This is a genomic window from Winogradskyella arenosi (assembly GCF_003337305.1).
In the GTDB taxonomy this organism is placed as follows: domain Bacteria; phylum Bacteroidota; class Bacteroidia; order Flavobacteriales; family Flavobacteriaceae; genus Winogradskyella; species Winogradskyella arenosi.
This window is the reverse complement of record NZ_QPJO01000002.1, coordinates 921,328-939,890: the sequence shown is the minus strand read 5'-3', so window position 1 is coordinate 939,890 and position 18,563 is coordinate 921,328. Positions and strand designations below refer to the sequence as shown.

Here is an 18,563-nt window from a genome sequence, read left to right as displayed (position 1 = left end):
AAACTTACTTGTTTTTAGGAAGTGAAATGGTCGATAAACGACAAATGGAAATTAGCTGTCCGGCTTCATCTGTCACTTTAATATCTAGAAGTTGTGTGGTTCTTCCTTTATGCAAAAAGGACGCTTTAGCAAATATAAATCCGTCTTTTACACTCTTTAAGTGATTCGCTGTAATTTCCAAACCTCTAACAAACATATTTTCAGTATCAATAAAAATATGCGAAGCAAAACTCCCTACACTTTCCGCTAAGGCTGCTGTGGCTCCGCCATGTAAAACACCATCAGGTTGGTGCACCCTAGAAGTCACTGGCATTCTTGCTACCAAAAAATCTTCTCCATAGTCCACCATAACGATATCTAAGGTTTCCATTAGGGTGTTTTTGCTTGCCGCATTAGCTTTAGCTAAGACATCCTCTTTAGTCATTTGCATATAAAAACAGTATTTTTGAATCCATTACAAAGATACAGAAACCGCCAAGAATAATGAATTCACAAGAGAAAGAAATCACATACACCACAAGTAATTCCTACTCTACCCTTAATCAGTTAACGCCCCAAACAAAAAGGGTTTGGTTGGTCTGTCATGGTATGGGCTACCTCAGTCGGTATTTTTTAAGATATTTTAAAGGTTTAAATGCTGAAGAAAATTATATCATTGCCCCACAAGCTCCCAGTAAATTTTATTTACAACCCAAGCGCCATGTTGGTGCTAATTGGTTAACTAAAGATGAAACGGCAGCTGGAATGGCCAATATCCTCAACTATTTTGACGCTGTTTTAAAGGCCGAAAAGCTTCCTAAATATTTTCCTTTAATTGTTTTAGGTTATTCTCAAGGCGTCAGTGTGGCTATGCGCTATTTGGCCCAACGCCAACTGCAATGCGATCAATTGGTATTACATTCCGGAGGGATTCCGAAGGAATTGAAAGCTTCTGATTTTAATTATTTATCTGAAGCTACTAAAGTGAAATTGATTTACGGCACCGAAGACCAATATTTAAATAAAGCACGTATTGAAGAAGAAACATCACGAGCCCGTGAACTTTTTGGGTCACGGGTAAGCCTTTTTCCTTTTAAAGGAAAGCATGTTGTTAACGTTAATTATATAGAAAAATTAGTCTAATAAATCTGGACTTAGTTTGAATTCTCTTGAAGGTCTGCCATAATGGCTTTTAATTGCTTAACTTTAATAGGCTTAATAATGTAATCTGAAATATCACTAATACTTTTAGCCTTTGCAATATCTACAGGGTCTACCGACGAAGACACCATATATATAGTAATCTCTTTATTAAGTTTAGGCTTAAGCTTTACGTATTCTTCCATAAACTGAAAACCATCCATAATAGGCATATTGATGTCTAGGAAAATAACATCAGGGAGTTCACTATCACTATATAGGTTATCTATCATAAAATCTAAAGCTTCCTCGCCATCAGAGAAAAGCAATATCTTTTTATTCATTTTAATAGAACTTAAGATCTTAGTAATCGTAAACTGATAGATGTCGTCATCATCAATGACACAAATATTAAAGTGGTTATCCATATTTTTTAAAAAATTATCGTAAAAGTTGAACCTTCATTCACTGTACTTGTCACTGAAATCTCTCCTCCCATAGCTTCTACTTGCGTTTTGGTCATGTACAACCCTAATCCTTTGGCCTCTGGATGGCGATGAAATACTTTATTTAAACCAAATATTTTTTCGCCATGCCGTTCTAAATTTATTCCTAATCCATTATCGCTAATCACTAATTTAGTGCGTCCCTTAAAGGTCATAGATTTTACCGTAATTTCAGGTGGTCTATCCTTTGCTCTATACTTTATGGCATTGTCCAACAAGTTAAGAAAAATACTTTCCAAATATATTTTATAATACCTTATTTCCGGAATCTCTGAAAAATTGGCTGTAATTTGTGCAGCTGTTTCTAAAATTTCTGCACTTAAAATTTCTTTAGTTTTAGTTAGTACATCGTCAAATTTAATATTTTCCTGCTTTTTACCTACACTATTTCTAATTTTAATAGCTTCTACTAATGTATTTAACGTTAAGGTTAAATGGTTAATGACACTTTCAAATTTCTTAAACAGAAAACGTTTTTCATCTTCATCATTAGATTCCAAGTAAAAGGTTAAAAGCGCATTTAGATTACTCACCGGTGCTCTTAGGTTATGCGAGGTAATTTGGGCAAAATCGGCAAGTTGATTATTTCTTACAATGAGACGTTCCGTTAAATCTTCAAGATCATTTTTGGCTGCGATTATTTTACTTTGTGCTAATTTCTGAACCGTGATATCGCGGATAGCGGCAGAAACTAAAACCCCCTCTTCAGTTTCTAAAGGACTAAAGCTAATTTGTACGGGAATTTCATTTCCGTTTTTATGGGTCGCAAAAAGCTCTTGAGCATTACCAACTCCCATAGTATCTACACTAGGCCCCACGAAAAAGCCATCGTGATAGCTCGAATTATGGTCATTAAATTGATAAGGAATAAGGATTTCTACCGGCTGTTCTACCAATTCTGAAGCCGCATAACCAAATAATTTTTCGGACTGCTTATTGATCAGTTGAATTACCCCATGCTCATTAAAAATCACCATAGCATCTGGTGCAGATTCTAAAAGCCCTCTAAACTTATTCTCCTCCATTTTTTGCTCCGTAATATCCTGACAAGCGCCCATCATTTCTACGACCTCACCTTGTCCATTAAGGATAACTTCCCCTAAAAAATGAACGGTTTTCACGTTTCCTTTACTCGTGATAATACGGTGTATAAATTTACTTGAAAACTGTTTTTCCTTAAAGGATTTCTCTACAAAATCAGCTATGTAGTCTTTATCCTCAGGGTGAACGTGACTAAAAAAAGTATCGTAGTTGAGATCTGTAATATTTTCATCATATTCAAAAATACGATAGAGATTAGAGGACCATTTTAAAGTGTCCGAAGCCACATCCCATTGCCAATTCCCCATTTGTGTAATGCGTTCTGCAAAATTGAGGATGTAGTTTTTCCTTAAAAGTTCTATTTCTACTAATTTCTGATCCGTTACATCTTGGCAGGTCCCGATCATTTCAACAACTTCTCCAGAAGCATCAGTAATAACTTCTCCTAATAATTGTATAATTTTCAAGTTTCCTTCGCCATCAATAATCCGGTGTGTAAAACTTTTTAAGTGTTTTTCTTCTTTTGTAATTCTAAAGTAGACAGTAACTTTTTCTTTATCCTCTGGATGTACAAAATTGAAATAAGTGTTAAAACTTAAATTTTTAGTATCAGGATTAAGTTTGAAAACGTTATATAAGTTTTTAGACCATTCCACTTGATCATTTACCGTGTCCCATTTCCAATTCCCCATAGCGGTCAGTTCTTCCGCATAGTTTAACAACTGATTGTTATGCAACAATTTATTTTCTGCAGCTTTCTTCTCTGAAATATCAGTAGAGACTCCTAAATACCCAATTAAGGTATTTTCTTCATCTTTTATAGAAGTCAATGTAAGCTGGACGGGTAACAACTTGCCATCTTTTCTTTTGTAGGTCCACTCTCTAGTATCATACCTATTGTGTTTTGCTAACTCATATTGAGCATTAAAACCTTCTTCTTTCTTATTATAATGTTTTGCTATATCCGTTACAAAATTTGTACATTCCTCTTTGAGCAAATAAAGATTAGGACGCTCCTTTCCTACCATTTCTTCTGCCGTGTAACCCGTTAAAATTTCGGCCCCCGGATTGAAACGATTTATGACCCCATCTAAATCGGTGGTCACCATAGCAACAGCTTTAGAATTGAATATCGCCTTTAATTGCGTATTGACTTTTTTAAGTTCTAATTGCGCTAATTTAAAATTATTAATGTCTTGAAGAAGCCCATATACCTTAACGGTTTTCCCATTGACTCTTTCAACTTGACCAATAGAACGCACCCAAACAACGTTACCGTTGGCATTAATCAGTTCTAACTCCAAATCGTAGGGTTTGCCATAATTTATAGCCTCTAAAAAGGCATTTTGGATTTTCTCTCTACTTTCACCTTCTTTATAACTTAAAACGCCATTATCCACACTGATCTCATAATCCTTAGAAATTCCATGAATCTCACGTACTACTTCACTTAAATAGGATTGCGAACTCACTAAATCAACCTCCCAAGTTCCTATTCTAGCAACTTCATTGGTCTCATGCAATATTCTTTCAACCTGTTTCCTTTGACTCTCATTGAATTTAAATTCTGAAATATCAGAGGTATGCATCACCAAACCACCAATACTCCCGTCTGCCTTATACCAAGGACGTGTATCCCAACTGATCCATTGTGTTGTGCCATCCTTTCTAATAAATGGGGCCTCATCACAGATATCAATAGCACCTTTTAAACATTGTCTATTTTTCTCTCTCCAATCCTCCCCTATTTCCGGAAATACTTCATAATGGGTTCTACCAATAACCTCCCTGCCTTCTAATTTATAATCCTTAATCCACGTTTTAGACACTGCTATATAGCGCAAATCGTTATCTAACATAGCTATAGCTGCTGGTATCTGTTCAATGAAGGCTTTATTAAACGTTTCTCTAGTTTCTAAGTCTACTTTTAACTTCTGAAGCTCCGCCATATTGGTTTTCAACTTCTGTTCTGAAATTGCTAATTTTTTGTTACTGGCCACTAAAGCATTACCACGCTGCAACAATTGATGTAAGGCCGGAACTAAGATAAACAGATACTCTCCTAGTAAAATGAGTAAAGCAATTATAGCCAGAATGTAGGTGATATTTTTTAAATTAACGAGATTAGACTCGGCTAGTTTTTGATATTCTTGAACCAAAAGTTCGGTATTACTCAAATAAGGACCTTCTGCTCTAGAGATAATTGCAATGTTTTTATCTATTGCCTCCTTCGTCTCTGCTTGCATAAGATCTTGACTGGCAATAATCATAACATGCTGATATTCTTTGTTAACATGTAAAAGCGAGTCAATAACGTCATGCTTACCGTTGTTTACGGAATCTAAATACTGATGAATATGCACCCATTCCGAAATCAAGTCCCCTAGTTCATTATGGGCAATATCACGCTGCTCAGTCTGCTCTGCGCTACCAATTTTATAAGCTAATTTAGCAACGCGCTGGCTAATAGTACGTTGCTTCCCACAAGTATTAATTAAATAGGCATCAGAATGCTGAGCATCAATACTATTTTTTATTATTAATATTGCCGCTAGGATAATTACAATAAATGTGAATATAAAAAGTGCATATCTCCTTTTTATATATTTTTCAAGTGTCTTCATTAACTGCTTTTTTGTATTGCGATTACCCCCTTATAAAAAAGTCAAAAAAAGGCGTTCGCTTGAATTCTTAAATTCTTTTTTATTTAAGACCCTTCCTAAAAATAAGAGGTCACTTATTCTTACAAAAAGACCTTTATAATTCAAAAAAATTACTAAATTGAATTTTATAATAAAATTCAATTTACGAAAAAAATCCTACAAATTTCATTAAACAGATGATTAGAAATAATTGATTTTAAACCCCTTATATATCATTTATTTAATTACGCCTAAAAGATAAATAAAGACCATTCAAATAAAATATTTTAAATTTATACCTTAAATTTTACCTAAATATTAAATCTGGAAGAATTTTTGATAAAATTTTAAATTTTGATTTCCTTTCCCTATTCATCAGCACATTGAAAACAGCTTAGCAAGCTAGCGTTTAAGTCTAAATCTTCAGACCCTTTTAAGGGGGCGTTTAGCAGTTTTTTTTTCTGTATTATGGCATGAAATTCTTTGGCATAGTCTAACAGATCATTACGACGTTCTTTTATTTTTTGTAAAATATCTTCTCCATCTAAAGCGCTAATCTGAGAAGGCCATACCTTTAATGCTTGTTCTAACTCCTGATCTGTAAGTAAAGCTTGAAGTGTTTTAGCCTGTTCTAAAAACGTGGACTCTGAGGTTTGCGATAAAAAATAGACATCAAAAGGGTAAACTAATCCTTCCATATAATCGATATCTTTTTCAAAAGGTCTTAATTCTTTAACGATGTGTTTATTAGAAAGTAGTTTGGGTATTACCCCATCGGCATTAAAAAAGGCATTATCTCGATCTCCACCAATCGGAATAGCGTTATAAATACTATCTTGTTTTTGAACCGCCCATCCCCATTGTTTAGTATGCCGATCCCAATCGCCGATAAGTAAATCAAAAAGTCGACTTCTTACTAAACTACCCTCATCAATCACTAACGAATCTTTAAGTTCAAGTTTCAATTCTTGAAGATTATCCGTATCCATAATTTCCATCACATTTTTGTGTGGAGTATAATTGACATCACTTTTTGTTTCGTACTCCAGTAAAAAAAGCCGATTTCCAAACTCTTGGTTGAAGTTTCCTAATATCTCTTGTTTTGGGACAAACACCAATTGTGGGTGCGTATGCAAGACTTGCGCTTTATCCGCCAATTCCGCGACTAATACAGCCGCTAAAGGATGCTGAGCAGAAATACCGTCTACAACAATATTTTCTAAGTGTAAGGTTTTTAAAAATTGAGGAATTAAAGGATTCACATCCTTATTAACGCTGCGTAAAGTATAACTGATACCATCTACCCCTAGGAGTTCTAAGGAATGTGTTTGCTTTCCTCCTCCTTTTTCAACAATAGTCATTCCTCCTTTAAGGGTATCTAAAAAAACAATAGGCACTTTTATTTTAGTTGACCAAGCCGCTCGGTATTGTTCGCCTTGAATCACTTTTTTGATCGCATCTGCCTTATACAAATCACTAGCTGATAACTCTACGGAATCATAAGCTTTAAAATCTACAGTTTCTAAGTCTTCAATATTATATAAAGTGGAGCGTGTAAAAATTTCATTTGTAGGTTGAGCAGACCAATATAAGAGTGCAATAACAAGGAAGAGAATGATTGTAAGGAATGAAAAAATAGAGCGTTTAGTCATCGGTTAATGTTTTAATACTCTAAAAATACCTGCTTAAGCGGCTACCTCTTAACTGTATAAGAAAATTTTAGAACTGATTTAAGAAGAACAATCACGAAGTTCCTATTAAATCTGAAACAATAGCTTTAACCGGACGAATTTCTTTAGTGTGCTCAATACTCGGTCCGGCTACCCACACCGTTTTATAAGTTGCTTTTTTAGCTGCATTTTCAGTCGCTTTCATACCGATTGAAAAACGGATCATCTTCACCCATTTTTTTAAGCTTTTATTCTTGTTTAAGAGATTTTCAATCCAAGTCGCTTTGGTGCCAATTTTTTGAACGTAAGGCGTATTAATAACTGTACATGGTGTTCCCGAAATGCGTTCAGTCATTATAATATCTTTCGCTCCATAATCTACACAGGCTTGTTTATAGTCGTCCGTAACACCTGCTTCTACTGAAGCTATAAAAGGACTTCCTACAGAAACACCCTGAGCCCCATAGCCAAACATCTTGTCAATATCTGCTCTACAGCCCACGCCACCAGCAGAAATTACAGGGATGGATAAGGTCTTACTTAATAAATTGGTCAATTCTTCTGGAGATAAATTTCCGCGATGCCCTCCCGCTTCATTATTAACAGCAATGGCCGCATCAGCCCCCAATTGTTCTACTTTTTTAGCAAATTTTAAGTCGGTAACATCACAAAATACTTTGATTCCCGACGCATGGGCTTGCTTTATGGTTTCTTCCGGACTCCCTAAGGAGGTGATAATAAAATCGCAGCCTTCTTCGCACAACACTTCAAGCTGTCCTTTATACTTTACATTAGATTTATTGACGATTAAATTGAACCCGAAAGCACCGCCTTCAACTTTAGCTACCTTTAATTCTTTTATAGCCTCACGTAAGCCTTCTAAAGTTCTATAATTTAAAGCTGGAATACAACCGGCAATACCAGCTTTCATAGCTTCACGAACCATAGCCACGTTAGAGACTAGAAACATTGGAGCCTGAATAATTGGATATTTTATGTTGAGAATTTTAGTAAGTTCCGATTGCATATGCATTACTTTTAGTCTCACAAATATAATTTATTTTATTATGCACGCATAGTACAAAATACGAATTATGCTTCAAAAGCTATAAAATGTTTTCAAAACAGCAATATTCTCCCTAAAAAAAGCATGAAATCACATAAAACAAAGACAAGCCCCTTTAATAAAGATTAGGCGCTATGGTCATCCATTATTACTCTAAAAACCGATAATAGCCACACTTTAGATAAGCCCCTTCCGGAAATGCTATAGGATGATCACTATCGTGTTTTGTTTTAAGTTCAGTTTCAAACAGTCGCGATTGCGCATTTAAAACTTGAGCATTTAAATCGAAAAAAGCCTGCGCTAATACTCTTGAAGAACAAGATGCCAGTACCAAAAGACCATTCTTAGCCGTTAGTTGTTCCCCTAAGCTCGCTAATTGGGCATATTTCTTTTTGGCTAAATCTATTTCAGATTGTTGTTTGGCAAAACTAGGTGGATCAATAACCACTACATCATAGGTTTTACCCTTAGCGATTAAGCCTTTCATTTCCTCAAAAGCATCTCCTGAAATGGTTTTATGTTTCCCTGAATAGGCATTTAATTTTCCGTTTTCACGCGCCATATCTAAGGCTTGCTTACTAATGTCTAAACTTGTGACTTCGCTAGCGCCTTTGGCTAAAGCATGTACCGAAAAACCACCGGCATAAGAAAACACATCTAAAACCGTTTTTCCTTTACTCATTTCACCTACACGATAACGATTTGCTCTGTGATCTAGAAAGTATCCCGTTTTATGACCTTTAATAACATTAGCCGAAAACTTAACATCGTGCTCTATAAATTGTACCACCTCATCCTTTAAAACACCGTAGATGACGTCGCCATCTTTAAAATTGTGCTTATCACTATTTTGAAGCCCTCTACTTAAGCGCATAATCACCGTTTTAGCGTCAGATATCTGTTGTAAACTTTCTAAAATAGGTGCTAAATACGGAAGCCATATTTCAGAGTATAGTTTTACCACAAGTACCGTATCATAAACGTCGGCAATTAATCCAGGAAAACCATCATTTTCGCCAAATAACAGGCGGTAACTGTTGGTGTTAGTTTGCAGTAATTCTCTACGTTTCTCAAAAGCTAATGTAATTTTATGTTGAAAAAACTCAGTATTAATCTGCACTTTCTTTTCGCCATTATGAATCATTTTAATGCGAATCGGAGATGCATTATCATACAGTCCCAATCCAACGACTTTATTTTTATTCTTACTGAAAATAATAGCTAAATCACCCGTTTCAGCATTGTCATTTATTTTTACTATACTGTTGGAAAACACCCAAGGATGCCCTTTAACAACGAATTGTTCGCCTTTGGCATTAAGCTTTACGGCTAATCGTTTTGGTGTGTAATTAGAGTGGATATGATCTGAAAAAGACATTCTTATATTTTAGGCTTCGAAAGTACGAAACTAAACCTAAATTACTTAATCTTCTATTTTTTTATACCATCTGCTTTACGATTTAAACTCATTTTTAAAATGGCTAATTAATATCAAATCGTAACCCAACAGAAAGAATATTGATATCCTCAGGATTATTTTTAAATACAGGGTTTAAATTATATTTAGCATATAGACTTACAGCGCTATACCCAATATAAGCACTTGGTCCAAAACTCAACGTATTTATATTCAAATTATCAGTTTCTGTTAACTTAAATTTACTTCCATTTTCCTCGTATTTAATGAATTGAGACGTATGAACTCTAACAGCGAAAAAACCACCAAGCCCAAGTCTAAAACCACGCTGCGAACGCAAATAAGTTTGCTCTGTTTTACTATGGTATTGGGGTTTTGAAAAATCCAATTCCATATGCACAGGAAGTCCAATAGAGATGTTATCTAACCTTGATCTTTTTAGATCAAACCCAATATCTTGAAGTGTAGTTTCGTCTCCATTTTGAACTAATATGTCATTATCTTCTTTTGGTCTAATATCCTCTACCATCATGGAGAGTCCGAATTTTAAATTCAAGAAATTAGATTCTTCTTTAAATCTATATTTAAACGTAAATCCCAACTCACTATTCCCTAAAATATTAGATTTAAACCCGTCTCCATAATAACCACTATCGTCGTTTAATATTTTGTTTACTCCAAAAGCTAAAACAAATTGAGTTGTAAATCGTTTTTCAATTTTTAATCCACTAATAGAGTCTTTATAAAAATTTTCGTCTTCAAAAACCGTAATAAATGCAGTATCCTCCTCATTTTCATCCTCATTTAACTCTAGTTTACCACTCACTTTATTTCTAATTAAAGTTTGTAGGTTTTGCTCTTCGTTATGTACAGCCTCATTAATCCGTTTTGCATAATAATTGGCTAATTTCTTTTTTTCAATTTCAGCCGTTTCTGAAGTCATTTCGTTTTGTTCAACTTTTTTGTCGAGCTTTTTAAGTGCTTTCTTTAAAGCGCTTTTTTCAGTGCTTGTAATTGAATCAATTTTAGACGCAATAATTGCGGCTTGAGCCTCAAAAGTGTTAGTTTGTGCAATTACACAAGAAGAATAAAATAATATAACACTTAATAATAGTATCTGTTTCATAGTATTAAAGTTGTAAATAGTTAATGTTTATGCTCGTAATTTCTATCAGCTACAGCCTCCTTTAGCTCTTTAAGTTGCTTAGCTGCTTTTTTAAAAATACTTTTGTTTTTTTCATAGAACAACTCCTTCTCCATTTCCACTAAAAGCACATCAGATTCTAAGTAATTTTTAGAATCCTTTGTTTTACTTTTACGAAGCTCGATGGTATTATCTGTTGTAGCAATCTGCAAAAGTTGGTCTGCCGTAATATATTGAAAAGACTCTTGACTATTCATTTTTGATTGCGATTCATTTGACTCTACCTTTACTAAGTTTTCATTTTGTAGGTTAGTATGCTCATTTGGCTGACTTTCTGAGCTTGTTTTTACAGGTAATTCTTCTGTCACCGGTTGATGTTTCAGGACTTTAGCCATAGACTTTGACCTACGTACGTTTACTGTTGTTGTTACAGGCTCTAAATCTACTTTCTTTACTGTATCAATAGCGTTAGTTACAATATGAGACTCACTAACATCATTATCCTCACCCCTTGTCTCTTCTACTATTTTTAAATTAGTTCCGCTTCTTAAGGGCTCAACAGGATTTTCTGTATTTAATAGAAATTGACTTCCTGTTAACAATAAACCTAATAATAATGAAGCAGCTACGGCATAATGTAACCACATTTTTTTCTTCTTTTTGAGGTTCGTATTTAGAGCTATAATTAAGCGTTCCTTAGCTTCTAGAGATGGTTTAATCTCTCGTGACTCAAAGTTATCCTGAATTAATTTTTCGATATTATCTAGTTCCATTGTCTTTTAAATTTAACTGTGAAAGACTATCTTTTAAAAGCTTTTTAGCATGAGCTAGTTGTGACTTTGAGGTCCCAATACTAACGTTTAATAATTCCGCTATTTCACGATGCTTATAGCCTTCAATCACATAAAGATTAAATATGGTTTTACAGCCTATTGGAAGTTGGTCTATGGCCATTTGAATGAGTTCGGAAGTGGAATAATCTGTGGTAGGTGCTGACTGCCTAAAATAGTAATCGCTAATTTCAACCCCATTAAATTTATTTTTCTGAATACGCAGGTATGAGATACACTCACGTACCATAATACGTCTTAACCAACCTTCAAAACTACCATATGGCTCATATTTGGATATATTTTGAAATGCTTTGTAAAATGCGGTGATCATAACATCTTCTGCAAATTGTAAATCTTTAATGTATTGTCTACAAATACCAAGCATCTTACCCGAAAACGTATCATATAGCGCCAGCTGTGCTTTTTGATTAGATTCTTGCGCTAATCTAACCAACTCACTGACGTCTTGATTTATAGATACTAATTTTGACATGGTTTAAACATGTAATTTAGTAAAGTTGTTTACAAATGACTATTTTACAAAGTGTTTTTATATTCTATAAGTAAAGTTGATTCCTGCATTTAGAATTCCACCTGGTGAAAAACTACTGTATGTTGACACAATTCGTAAACCATAATTAAAACTTCCACCGGAATTAAAGGTGGTTTGTACGCCTAAATCTACTCCAAGTCCATTATTATCATCTTCAAGGATCTCATCATCAAAGCTAAGGTATGAAAGTCCAAATATGGATTCGAGTTTTGTGTTTTCAGATTTTAAAAAATCATAAGCCACTTGAACGGCGTACTTATCTAAATTATAGTTGATATCTAAAGTATTACTTCTCATAGTTGCATTGGCAGCCGTTAAATATAAGCTCATATTAGTGTTTATCGCATAGCCAAAACTGCCTTCTATATTTTCTCCTGAGTCTTTCCCTACAAACTGTTCACTTAATGTAAACCCAATTGAAAATTTTGATGTATCTGCATTTATATCTTGAGCAGTAACTAAGTTGACATTAAATGTTAAGACTAAAATTAAAAGGTAGATTACTTTTTTCATAATAAATGTTTTTAATTTGTTATTAAGTTCTATTTAAGCACGCTAATTTGGTGTACTATTAATAAAAACGCTTTCAAATTAAAAAGGGTTGGATGAGAGATAAAATAAAACTATTGGAAACAAAAAAAACATAATCAAATTAATGATTACGTTTTTTATTATCTCAATAGTCTTCCACATTTTCATGTTTCCAACTTTAAGGTTTTGTGTTAAATGAGATGCTCAACGGCGTTGGCATAAGCGATTCACACAGCTTTCGCAAAAAAAGCGAAAGCTAGTTCTCTGCTTACTTCACTTCTTCGAAATCTACATCTTCAACATCACTACTGTCATCAGCAGCTTGTCCTTGAGCACCAGCACCTGCATCCGTTGGTCCACCTTCTGGGGCACCACCTTGAGCTTCAGCCTGCGCTTTGTACATTTCTTCACTAGCAACTTTCCATGCTTCATTGATTTTCTCTAAAGCAGGCTCAATAACAGCGATATCCTTAGTTTCGTATGCTTTTTTCAATTCTTCAAGCGCTGCTTCAATTGGTTGTTTCTTATCATCAGATAATTTATCACCAAATTCTTTCAACTGACTTTCAGTTTGGAAAATCATAGAATCCGCTTCGTTTAATTTCTTAGCGTTTTCTGCTGCTTTAGCATCTGCTTCTGCATTCGCTTCAGCATCTTGCTTCATCTTTTGGATTTCTTCTTCTGTTAATCCTGATGACGCTTCGATACGGATATCTTGAGTTTTGTTTGTTGCTTTATCTGTCGCAGAAACTTTGATGATACCATTAGCATCAATATCAAAAGTTACTTCAATTTGAGGTGTTCCTCGTCTTGCTGGTGGAATACCATCTAAATGGAAACGACCAATTGTTTTGTTATCTGCTGCCATAGCACGCTCACCTTGTAATACGTGGATCTCTACTGAAGGCTGGTTATCTGCTGCTGTTGAGAATACTTGTGATTTCTTAGTAGGAATCGTTGTATTCGCTTCAATCAATTTCGTCATAACGTTACCCATAGTTTCAATACCAAGAGATAATGGTGTTACGTCTAATAAAAGAACGTCTTTTACATCACCTGTTAATACCCCACCTTGGATACCTGCACCTAAAGATACAACCTCATCAGGGTTTACACCTTTACTTGGAGTTTTTCCGAAGAATTTCTCTACTGCTGTTACTACTGCTGGAATACGTGTAGAACCACCAACTAAGATAATTTCATCGATATCAGATTTAGATAAACCTGCTGCTTTTAATGCAGACTCACATGGCTCAATAGTTCGTTTGATTAAATCGTCAATTAACTGCTCAAATTTAGAACGTGTTAATGTACGTACCAAGTGTTTTGGTCCACTAGCTGTAGCTGTAACGTATGGTAAGTTAATTTCGGTCTGAGAAGAAGATGATAATTCAATCTTAGCTTTTTCAGCCGCTTCTTTTAAACGTTGTAAAGCCATTGGGTCTTTACGTAAGTCCATATCTTCATCAGCAATAAACTCTTCTGCTAACCAATCAATGATTCTTTCATCAACATCATCACCACCTAAGTGTGTATCTCCATCTGTAGATAATACTTCAAAGACACCATCACCTAATTCTAGAATAGAAACATCATGCGTACCGCCACCAAAATCGAATACTACGATTTTTTGGTCTGTACCCTTTTTGTCCATACCGTAAGCTAAAGCTGCTGCAGTAGGCTCGTTAATAATACGACGCACTTTTAAACCTGCAATCTCACCAGCTTCTTTAGTAGCTTGTCTTTGCGCATCGTTAAAATATGCTGGTACTGTAATTACAGCTTCAGAAACATCTTGTCCTAAATAATCTTCAGCCGTTTTCTTCATTTTTTGAAGAATCATTGCTGATAATTCTTGAGGTGTATATAAACGACCATCGATATCTACTCTTGGTGTATCGTTGTCACCTTTTACCACTTTATATGGTACACGTTCTGCTTCATTTTTAGACTCAGAGTACTTGTTACCCATAAAACGTTTAATAGAATAAACCGTTTTTGTAGGGTTAGTTACTGCTTGTCTTTTTGCTGGATCTCCAACTTTAATTTCTCCACCTTCAACGAAAGCGATAACTGAAGGGGTTGTTCTTTTACCTTCAGCGTTTGGGATTACAACTGGCTCATTACCTTCCATCACAGAAACGCAAGAGTTTGTTGTACCTAAATCAATTCCAATAATCTTACTCATAATATGTATTTGTTAATAGGTTTCCGCTTTCACGGAAATTATAGTGTTATTAATTTTTAAACTCGATTACTAATAGTCAATGATTATGCCATGACAAAAAATATGACATGATGTCACCTAATGAAATTATCAGCATTACAACAGACGTCTTAAACTGTAAGAAACCTTCCCTTAACATTCTTAAAAATTTCTTCATAAAGACATAATACTAAGCACATCATAAAGCAACGTTGCGATGATAATTTCACCTCAACTAAAACAACCTAAATTATGAAACATTATTTACGCTTATTATTTTTCTTCTTTTGTAGCGTAGCAAGTGCGCAACTCGCTACCGGAGATCTTGCTTTTGTCGCTTTTAATGCCGATGGCGATGACGACTTTGCTTTAGTCACTTTTGTAGACCTCCCTGCGAATACGGTTATTTATTTTTCTGACAAAGAGTGGACCGGAACCGCATTCAACTCTGGTGAAGCTAATTACGAATGGCAAACGGGAAGCGCCATCATCCCAGCAGGAACTGTAATGACCTTCTATGCCCTTAGTGGAACACCAACACTATCTCACGGAACCCTTGTAGGTAACCCTGGAGGCATGTCTGCTTCAGCTGAAGCCGTGTTTGTATACCAAGGACCAAATATAGACACTCCCACAACTTTTATTACTGCAGTTGCCAATTCATCCTCTGCTTATGATGATGGTGCTGGAACTGGATTATCGGGCACCGGACTTGTAGAAGGAACTACCGCAATCACTTACCCGAACGGAACCGATATCGCTGCTTACCATGGCCCTAGAACCAGCTTTACCGCAAATGGGTATCTAGTTGCTTTAAATGACATGAGTAATTATGACATGCAAGATGCTAGCGGAGACCAAGGTATAGACAACATCACTCCCGATGTTCCATTTAATATTGACGCTTTTATCCTAGCCACATCAGATACTAATCCTCCAAATGTTGCTCAGGTGACAGCGACTAATCAATATATTGTAGAGGTAAGCTTTACTGAAACGGTGACCTCAACGACTGCGGAAGACTTAAATCACTATAATTTTAGTCCAACCGTTAGTATTGATGCCGTTACCTATAATAGTAGTACACACACTGCGACTATTACTCATTCTGGTTTTACTGTAGGTACAGCCTACATCCTATCTATAAACAATTTAGAAGACGCTTCTGGCAACACGCAAGTAACGGCTTATGTAAGTGAAGCATTATTTTACAATGATTTATCTACAGGCTTAATCTTTACAGAAATCATGTACAATGCGCCTTCTGATAATTCTGATGCCTTAGAATTTTTAGAACTTTACAATACCACGACTACACCACTTCATTTAGGTGGTATTACGGTTAATGACGAAGGAAATTTCACTTTTACCTTTCCTGAAATGACCTTAGCCCCAGAATCCACTGTTTTATTAGCCACAGATAAAATGACAGCAGAAGCTTTTTATGGGGTTTCATTTTTAGATATGCCACAATCCATTTCAAATGCTTTAGGAAATGGCGGAGAAGTCTTAGAAATTAAAAATTCTGATGGTACTGTTATTTCACAGGTTGAATATAGCGATGACGCTCCTTGGCCAACCTCAGCAGATGGCGATGGACCTTCTTTAGAGCTATTAAATCATAATGCTGATTTTTTTGACGGTACCAATTGGGCTCCTGCTAATAATTTGGTAGGACCCTCTTTAGGAGATAATGTATTTGCTACTCCAGGAAGCTACACGCCTATTACCATGAGTCTTCCTCAAATTAGTTTTTCAGAAAGCACTTATGTGATTCAAGAAAACGGTCTTGCTATAGATCTTACTGTAGGCTTATCAGCAACACCAACAAGCTTAGTTTCAGTTGATCTTAATTTGGTTTCAGAATTATTAACCGCAACAGGACTTATTGATTTTACATTCACCAATCAAACGCTCATCTTTCCGGCGTATTCTTCCACTACGCAAAGCATCACTATTCCTATTATAGATGATAATCTCCCTGAGATGGATGAACTCTTTATTCTAGAACTGTCTAACCCGAGCAACGCCACTCTTGGTGGTACCCACACCGCAGGAATTTACATTTTAGATAATGATAACTCAGTACCCTCAAGTGCCAATGCTTTAGACATTGAGTATGTATCTAGTTATATGGTTGATGCTGCTGGCTCTGCTGAAATTGTTGCCCACGACCCTGTTTCGGAACGTTTATTTGTACTAAACTCAGTCGGGCAGAAATTAGAAATTATAGATTTCTCTGATATCAATGCGATTTCCACCCTTAACGCTATCGATTTATCGAGTTATGGCGACCCCACTAGTGTTGCTTACAAGAATAATATAGTAGCGATCGGTATTTCTAAAGGACCTTTAGAAGATGGCGTTGTGTTATTTTGCACTATTGATGGTGACATTTTAGCGACGGTTACTGCTGGAAATCTTCCCGATATGGTAGGCTTTAGTCCTGATGGAAATCAACTCTTAGTCGCAAATGAAGGACAACCGAATGCGAATTACTCTATAGATCCTGAAGGCAGCATCTCAGTAATTGATGTTACCGGAGGTTTAGCTAATATCTCACAGACTGATGTTACACAGCTTAATTTTAATAGTTTTGACAGCCAAATAAACACTTTAAAAGCTGCAGGGGTTAGAGTATTTGGCCCAGGTGCTACGGTATCTCAAGATTTAGAACCTGAATACATTACGTTTTCTACGGATTCTCAAACCGCTTATGTAACCTTACAAGAGAATAATGCCGTTGCCGTAATTGACCTAACTACAAATACCATTACAGACATTTTACCCTTAGGCTTAAAAGATCACAGCTTAACGGGTCATAGCTTGGATGCTTCCGATGATACGGATTTCATTTACTTATCTAATTGGCCTGTAAAAGGAATGTATATGCCCGATGCCATCGCCTCTTACGAAATTAACGGCACCACCTATTTAGTTACCGCTAATGAAGGTGATGCTAGAGAATACGATACCTTTGAAGAGGAAGAACGTGTTAGCGGTTTAAATTTAGATCCTACCATATTCCCTAATGCTGAATTTTTACAATTAGATCAAAATTTAGGGCGTTTAACAGCGACTAATGCTCATGGTGATTTAGATAACGATGGCGACTTTGATGAGATTCATGTTTTTGGATCCCGCTCTTTTAGTATTTGGAATGCAACCACCGGAATACAGGTTTATGATAGTGGTGATGATTTTGAACGTATCACCGCTAATCACCCAACTTACGGGGCTTTATTTAATGCCAGTAATAGCAATAATAATTTCAAAAATAGAAGTGACAACAAGGGACCTGAACCAGAAGGTGTTACTATAGCTGAAATTAATGGCGAATTCTACGCCTTTATTACCTTAGAACGTGTTGGTGGCTTTATGACTTACAACATTACAAACCCTAACAGTCCTGTGTTTGAAAACTACAGTAATAATAGAACCTTAGGTGATGATGAAGGCGGTGATTTAGGTCCTGAAGGTATTATTTACGTGCAACCAGAAGACAGTCCTAATGCAACTGGATTAGTCATTATGGCCAATGAAGTGAGCTCTACACTCAGTTTTTATGCGCTACAGAATAACACCTTAGGTACTGATAATTTTGACATAGCGTCTAAGCCGCTTAAGTTCTATCCTAACCCTTCTAAATCTAACGACATTGTTTACTTTAATAAAGTCGTAAGCTTAACATTAGTAGATCTTCAAGGTCGCGAAATTCTACAGAAAACAAACACGAGAACATTACAATTACCACACTTAAAATCGGGTACTTATATTGTAAAAATACATTCAGGAGAAAGCTTAAAACTTATCATCGATTAATTTAAGATTCCAT

Annotated in this window: 13 protein-coding genes; 2 read left to right on the top strand and 11 right to left on the bottom strand. The window is 35.6% G+C overall.

All coding sequences use genetic code 11. From position 1 onward, the window contains the following. Nucleotides 1-4: 4 nt before the first annotated feature. A complete protein-coding gene (locus tag DFQ08_RS08785) occupies nt 5-430 on the bottom strand; it encodes a hotdog fold thioesterase (protein ID WP_114309620.1) in 426 nt (141 codons plus the stop codon). A 53-nt stretch (nt 431-483) separates the two neighbouring features. On the opposite strand from DFQ08_RS08785, the gene DFQ08_RS08780 reads away from it, so the two are divergent. Further along, nucleotides 484-1,122: an alpha/beta hydrolase gene (locus tag DFQ08_RS08780; protein ID WP_114309619.1), complete on the top strand. Its 639-nt coding sequence runs from the start codon at nt 484-486 to the stop codon at nt 1,120-1,122. A gap of 11 nt (nt 1,123-1,133) precedes the next feature. Here DFQ08_RS08780 and DFQ08_RS08775 read toward each other — a convergent pair whose 3' ends face one another. From DFQ08_RS08775 to dnaK, 10 genes are all read right to left on the bottom strand, one after another. Next, nucleotides 1,134-1,547, bottom strand: a complete 414-nt coding sequence (locus tag DFQ08_RS08775) for a response regulator (protein WP_114309618.1) — start codon at nt 1,545-1,547, stop codon at nt 1,134-1,136. Between the two features lie 5 nt (nt 1,548-1,552). Further along, nucleotides 1,553-5,290, bottom strand: coding sequence for a PAS domain S-box protein (locus DFQ08_RS08770; protein ID WP_114309617.1), 3,738 nt, complete (start codon nt 5,288-5,290; stop codon nt 1,553-1,555). Nucleotides 5,291-5,676: 386 nt separating this feature from the next. Further along, nucleotides 5,677-6,960, bottom strand: a complete 1,284-nt coding sequence (locus DFQ08_RS08765) for a hypothetical protein (protein ID WP_114309616.1) — start codon at nt 6,958-6,960, stop codon at nt 5,677-5,679. Between the two features lie 91 nt (nt 6,961-7,051). Further along, the gene (locus tag DFQ08_RS08760) at nt 7,052-8,005 is read right to left on the bottom strand and encodes an NAD(P)H-dependent flavin oxidoreductase (protein WP_114309615.1); all 954 of its coding nucleotides are present in this window, start codon (nt 8,003-8,005) and stop codon (nt 7,052-7,054) included. Between the two features lie 187 nt (nt 8,006-8,192). Beyond that, nucleotides 8,193-9,422: a class I SAM-dependent rRNA methyltransferase gene (locus DFQ08_RS08755; protein ID WP_114309614.1), complete on the bottom strand. Its 1,230-nt coding sequence runs from the start codon at nt 9,420-9,422 to the stop codon at nt 8,193-8,195. Between the two features lie 103 nt (nt 9,423-9,525). Continuing rightward, nucleotides 9,526-10,587, bottom strand: a complete 1,062-nt coding sequence (locus tag DFQ08_RS08750; protein WP_114309613.1) for a hypothetical protein — start codon at nt 10,585-10,587, stop codon at nt 9,526-9,528. Nucleotides 10,588-10,607: 20 nt separating this feature from the next. Continuing rightward, entirely contained in the window at nt 10,608-11,378 is a 771-nt protein-coding gene (locus tag DFQ08_RS08745; RefSeq protein ID WP_114309612.1) for a hypothetical protein, read from the bottom strand. Then, entirely contained in the window at nt 11,365-11,931 is a 567-nt protein-coding gene (locus DFQ08_RS08740) for an RNA polymerase sigma factor (RefSeq protein ID WP_114309611.1), read from the bottom strand. The genes DFQ08_RS08745 and DFQ08_RS08740 overlap by 14 nt, the downstream gene beginning before the upstream one ends. 57 nt (nt 11,932-11,988) lie before the next feature. Further along, nucleotides 11,989-12,504, bottom strand: a complete 516-nt coding sequence (locus DFQ08_RS08735) for an outer membrane beta-barrel protein (protein WP_114309610.1) — start codon at nt 12,502-12,504, stop codon at nt 11,989-11,991. Nucleotides 12,505-12,790: 286 nt separating this feature from the next. Beyond that, nucleotides 12,791-14,710, bottom strand: coding sequence for a molecular chaperone DnaK (gene dnaK, locus DFQ08_RS08730; RefSeq protein ID WP_114309609.1), 1,920 nt, complete (start codon nt 14,708-14,710; stop codon nt 12,791-12,793). 270 nt (nt 14,711-14,980) lie between these two features. Here dnaK and DFQ08_RS08725 point away from each other — a divergent pair, with 270 nt between their 5' ends. Continuing rightward, nucleotides 14,981-18,550 carry a choice-of-anchor I family protein gene (locus DFQ08_RS08725; protein WP_114309608.1) on the top strand — a complete coding sequence of 1,190 codons (3,570 nt, stop codon included), beginning with the start codon at nt 14,981-14,983 and terminating at the stop codon, nt 18,548-18,550. Nucleotides 18,551-18,563 lie beyond the last annotated feature (13 nt).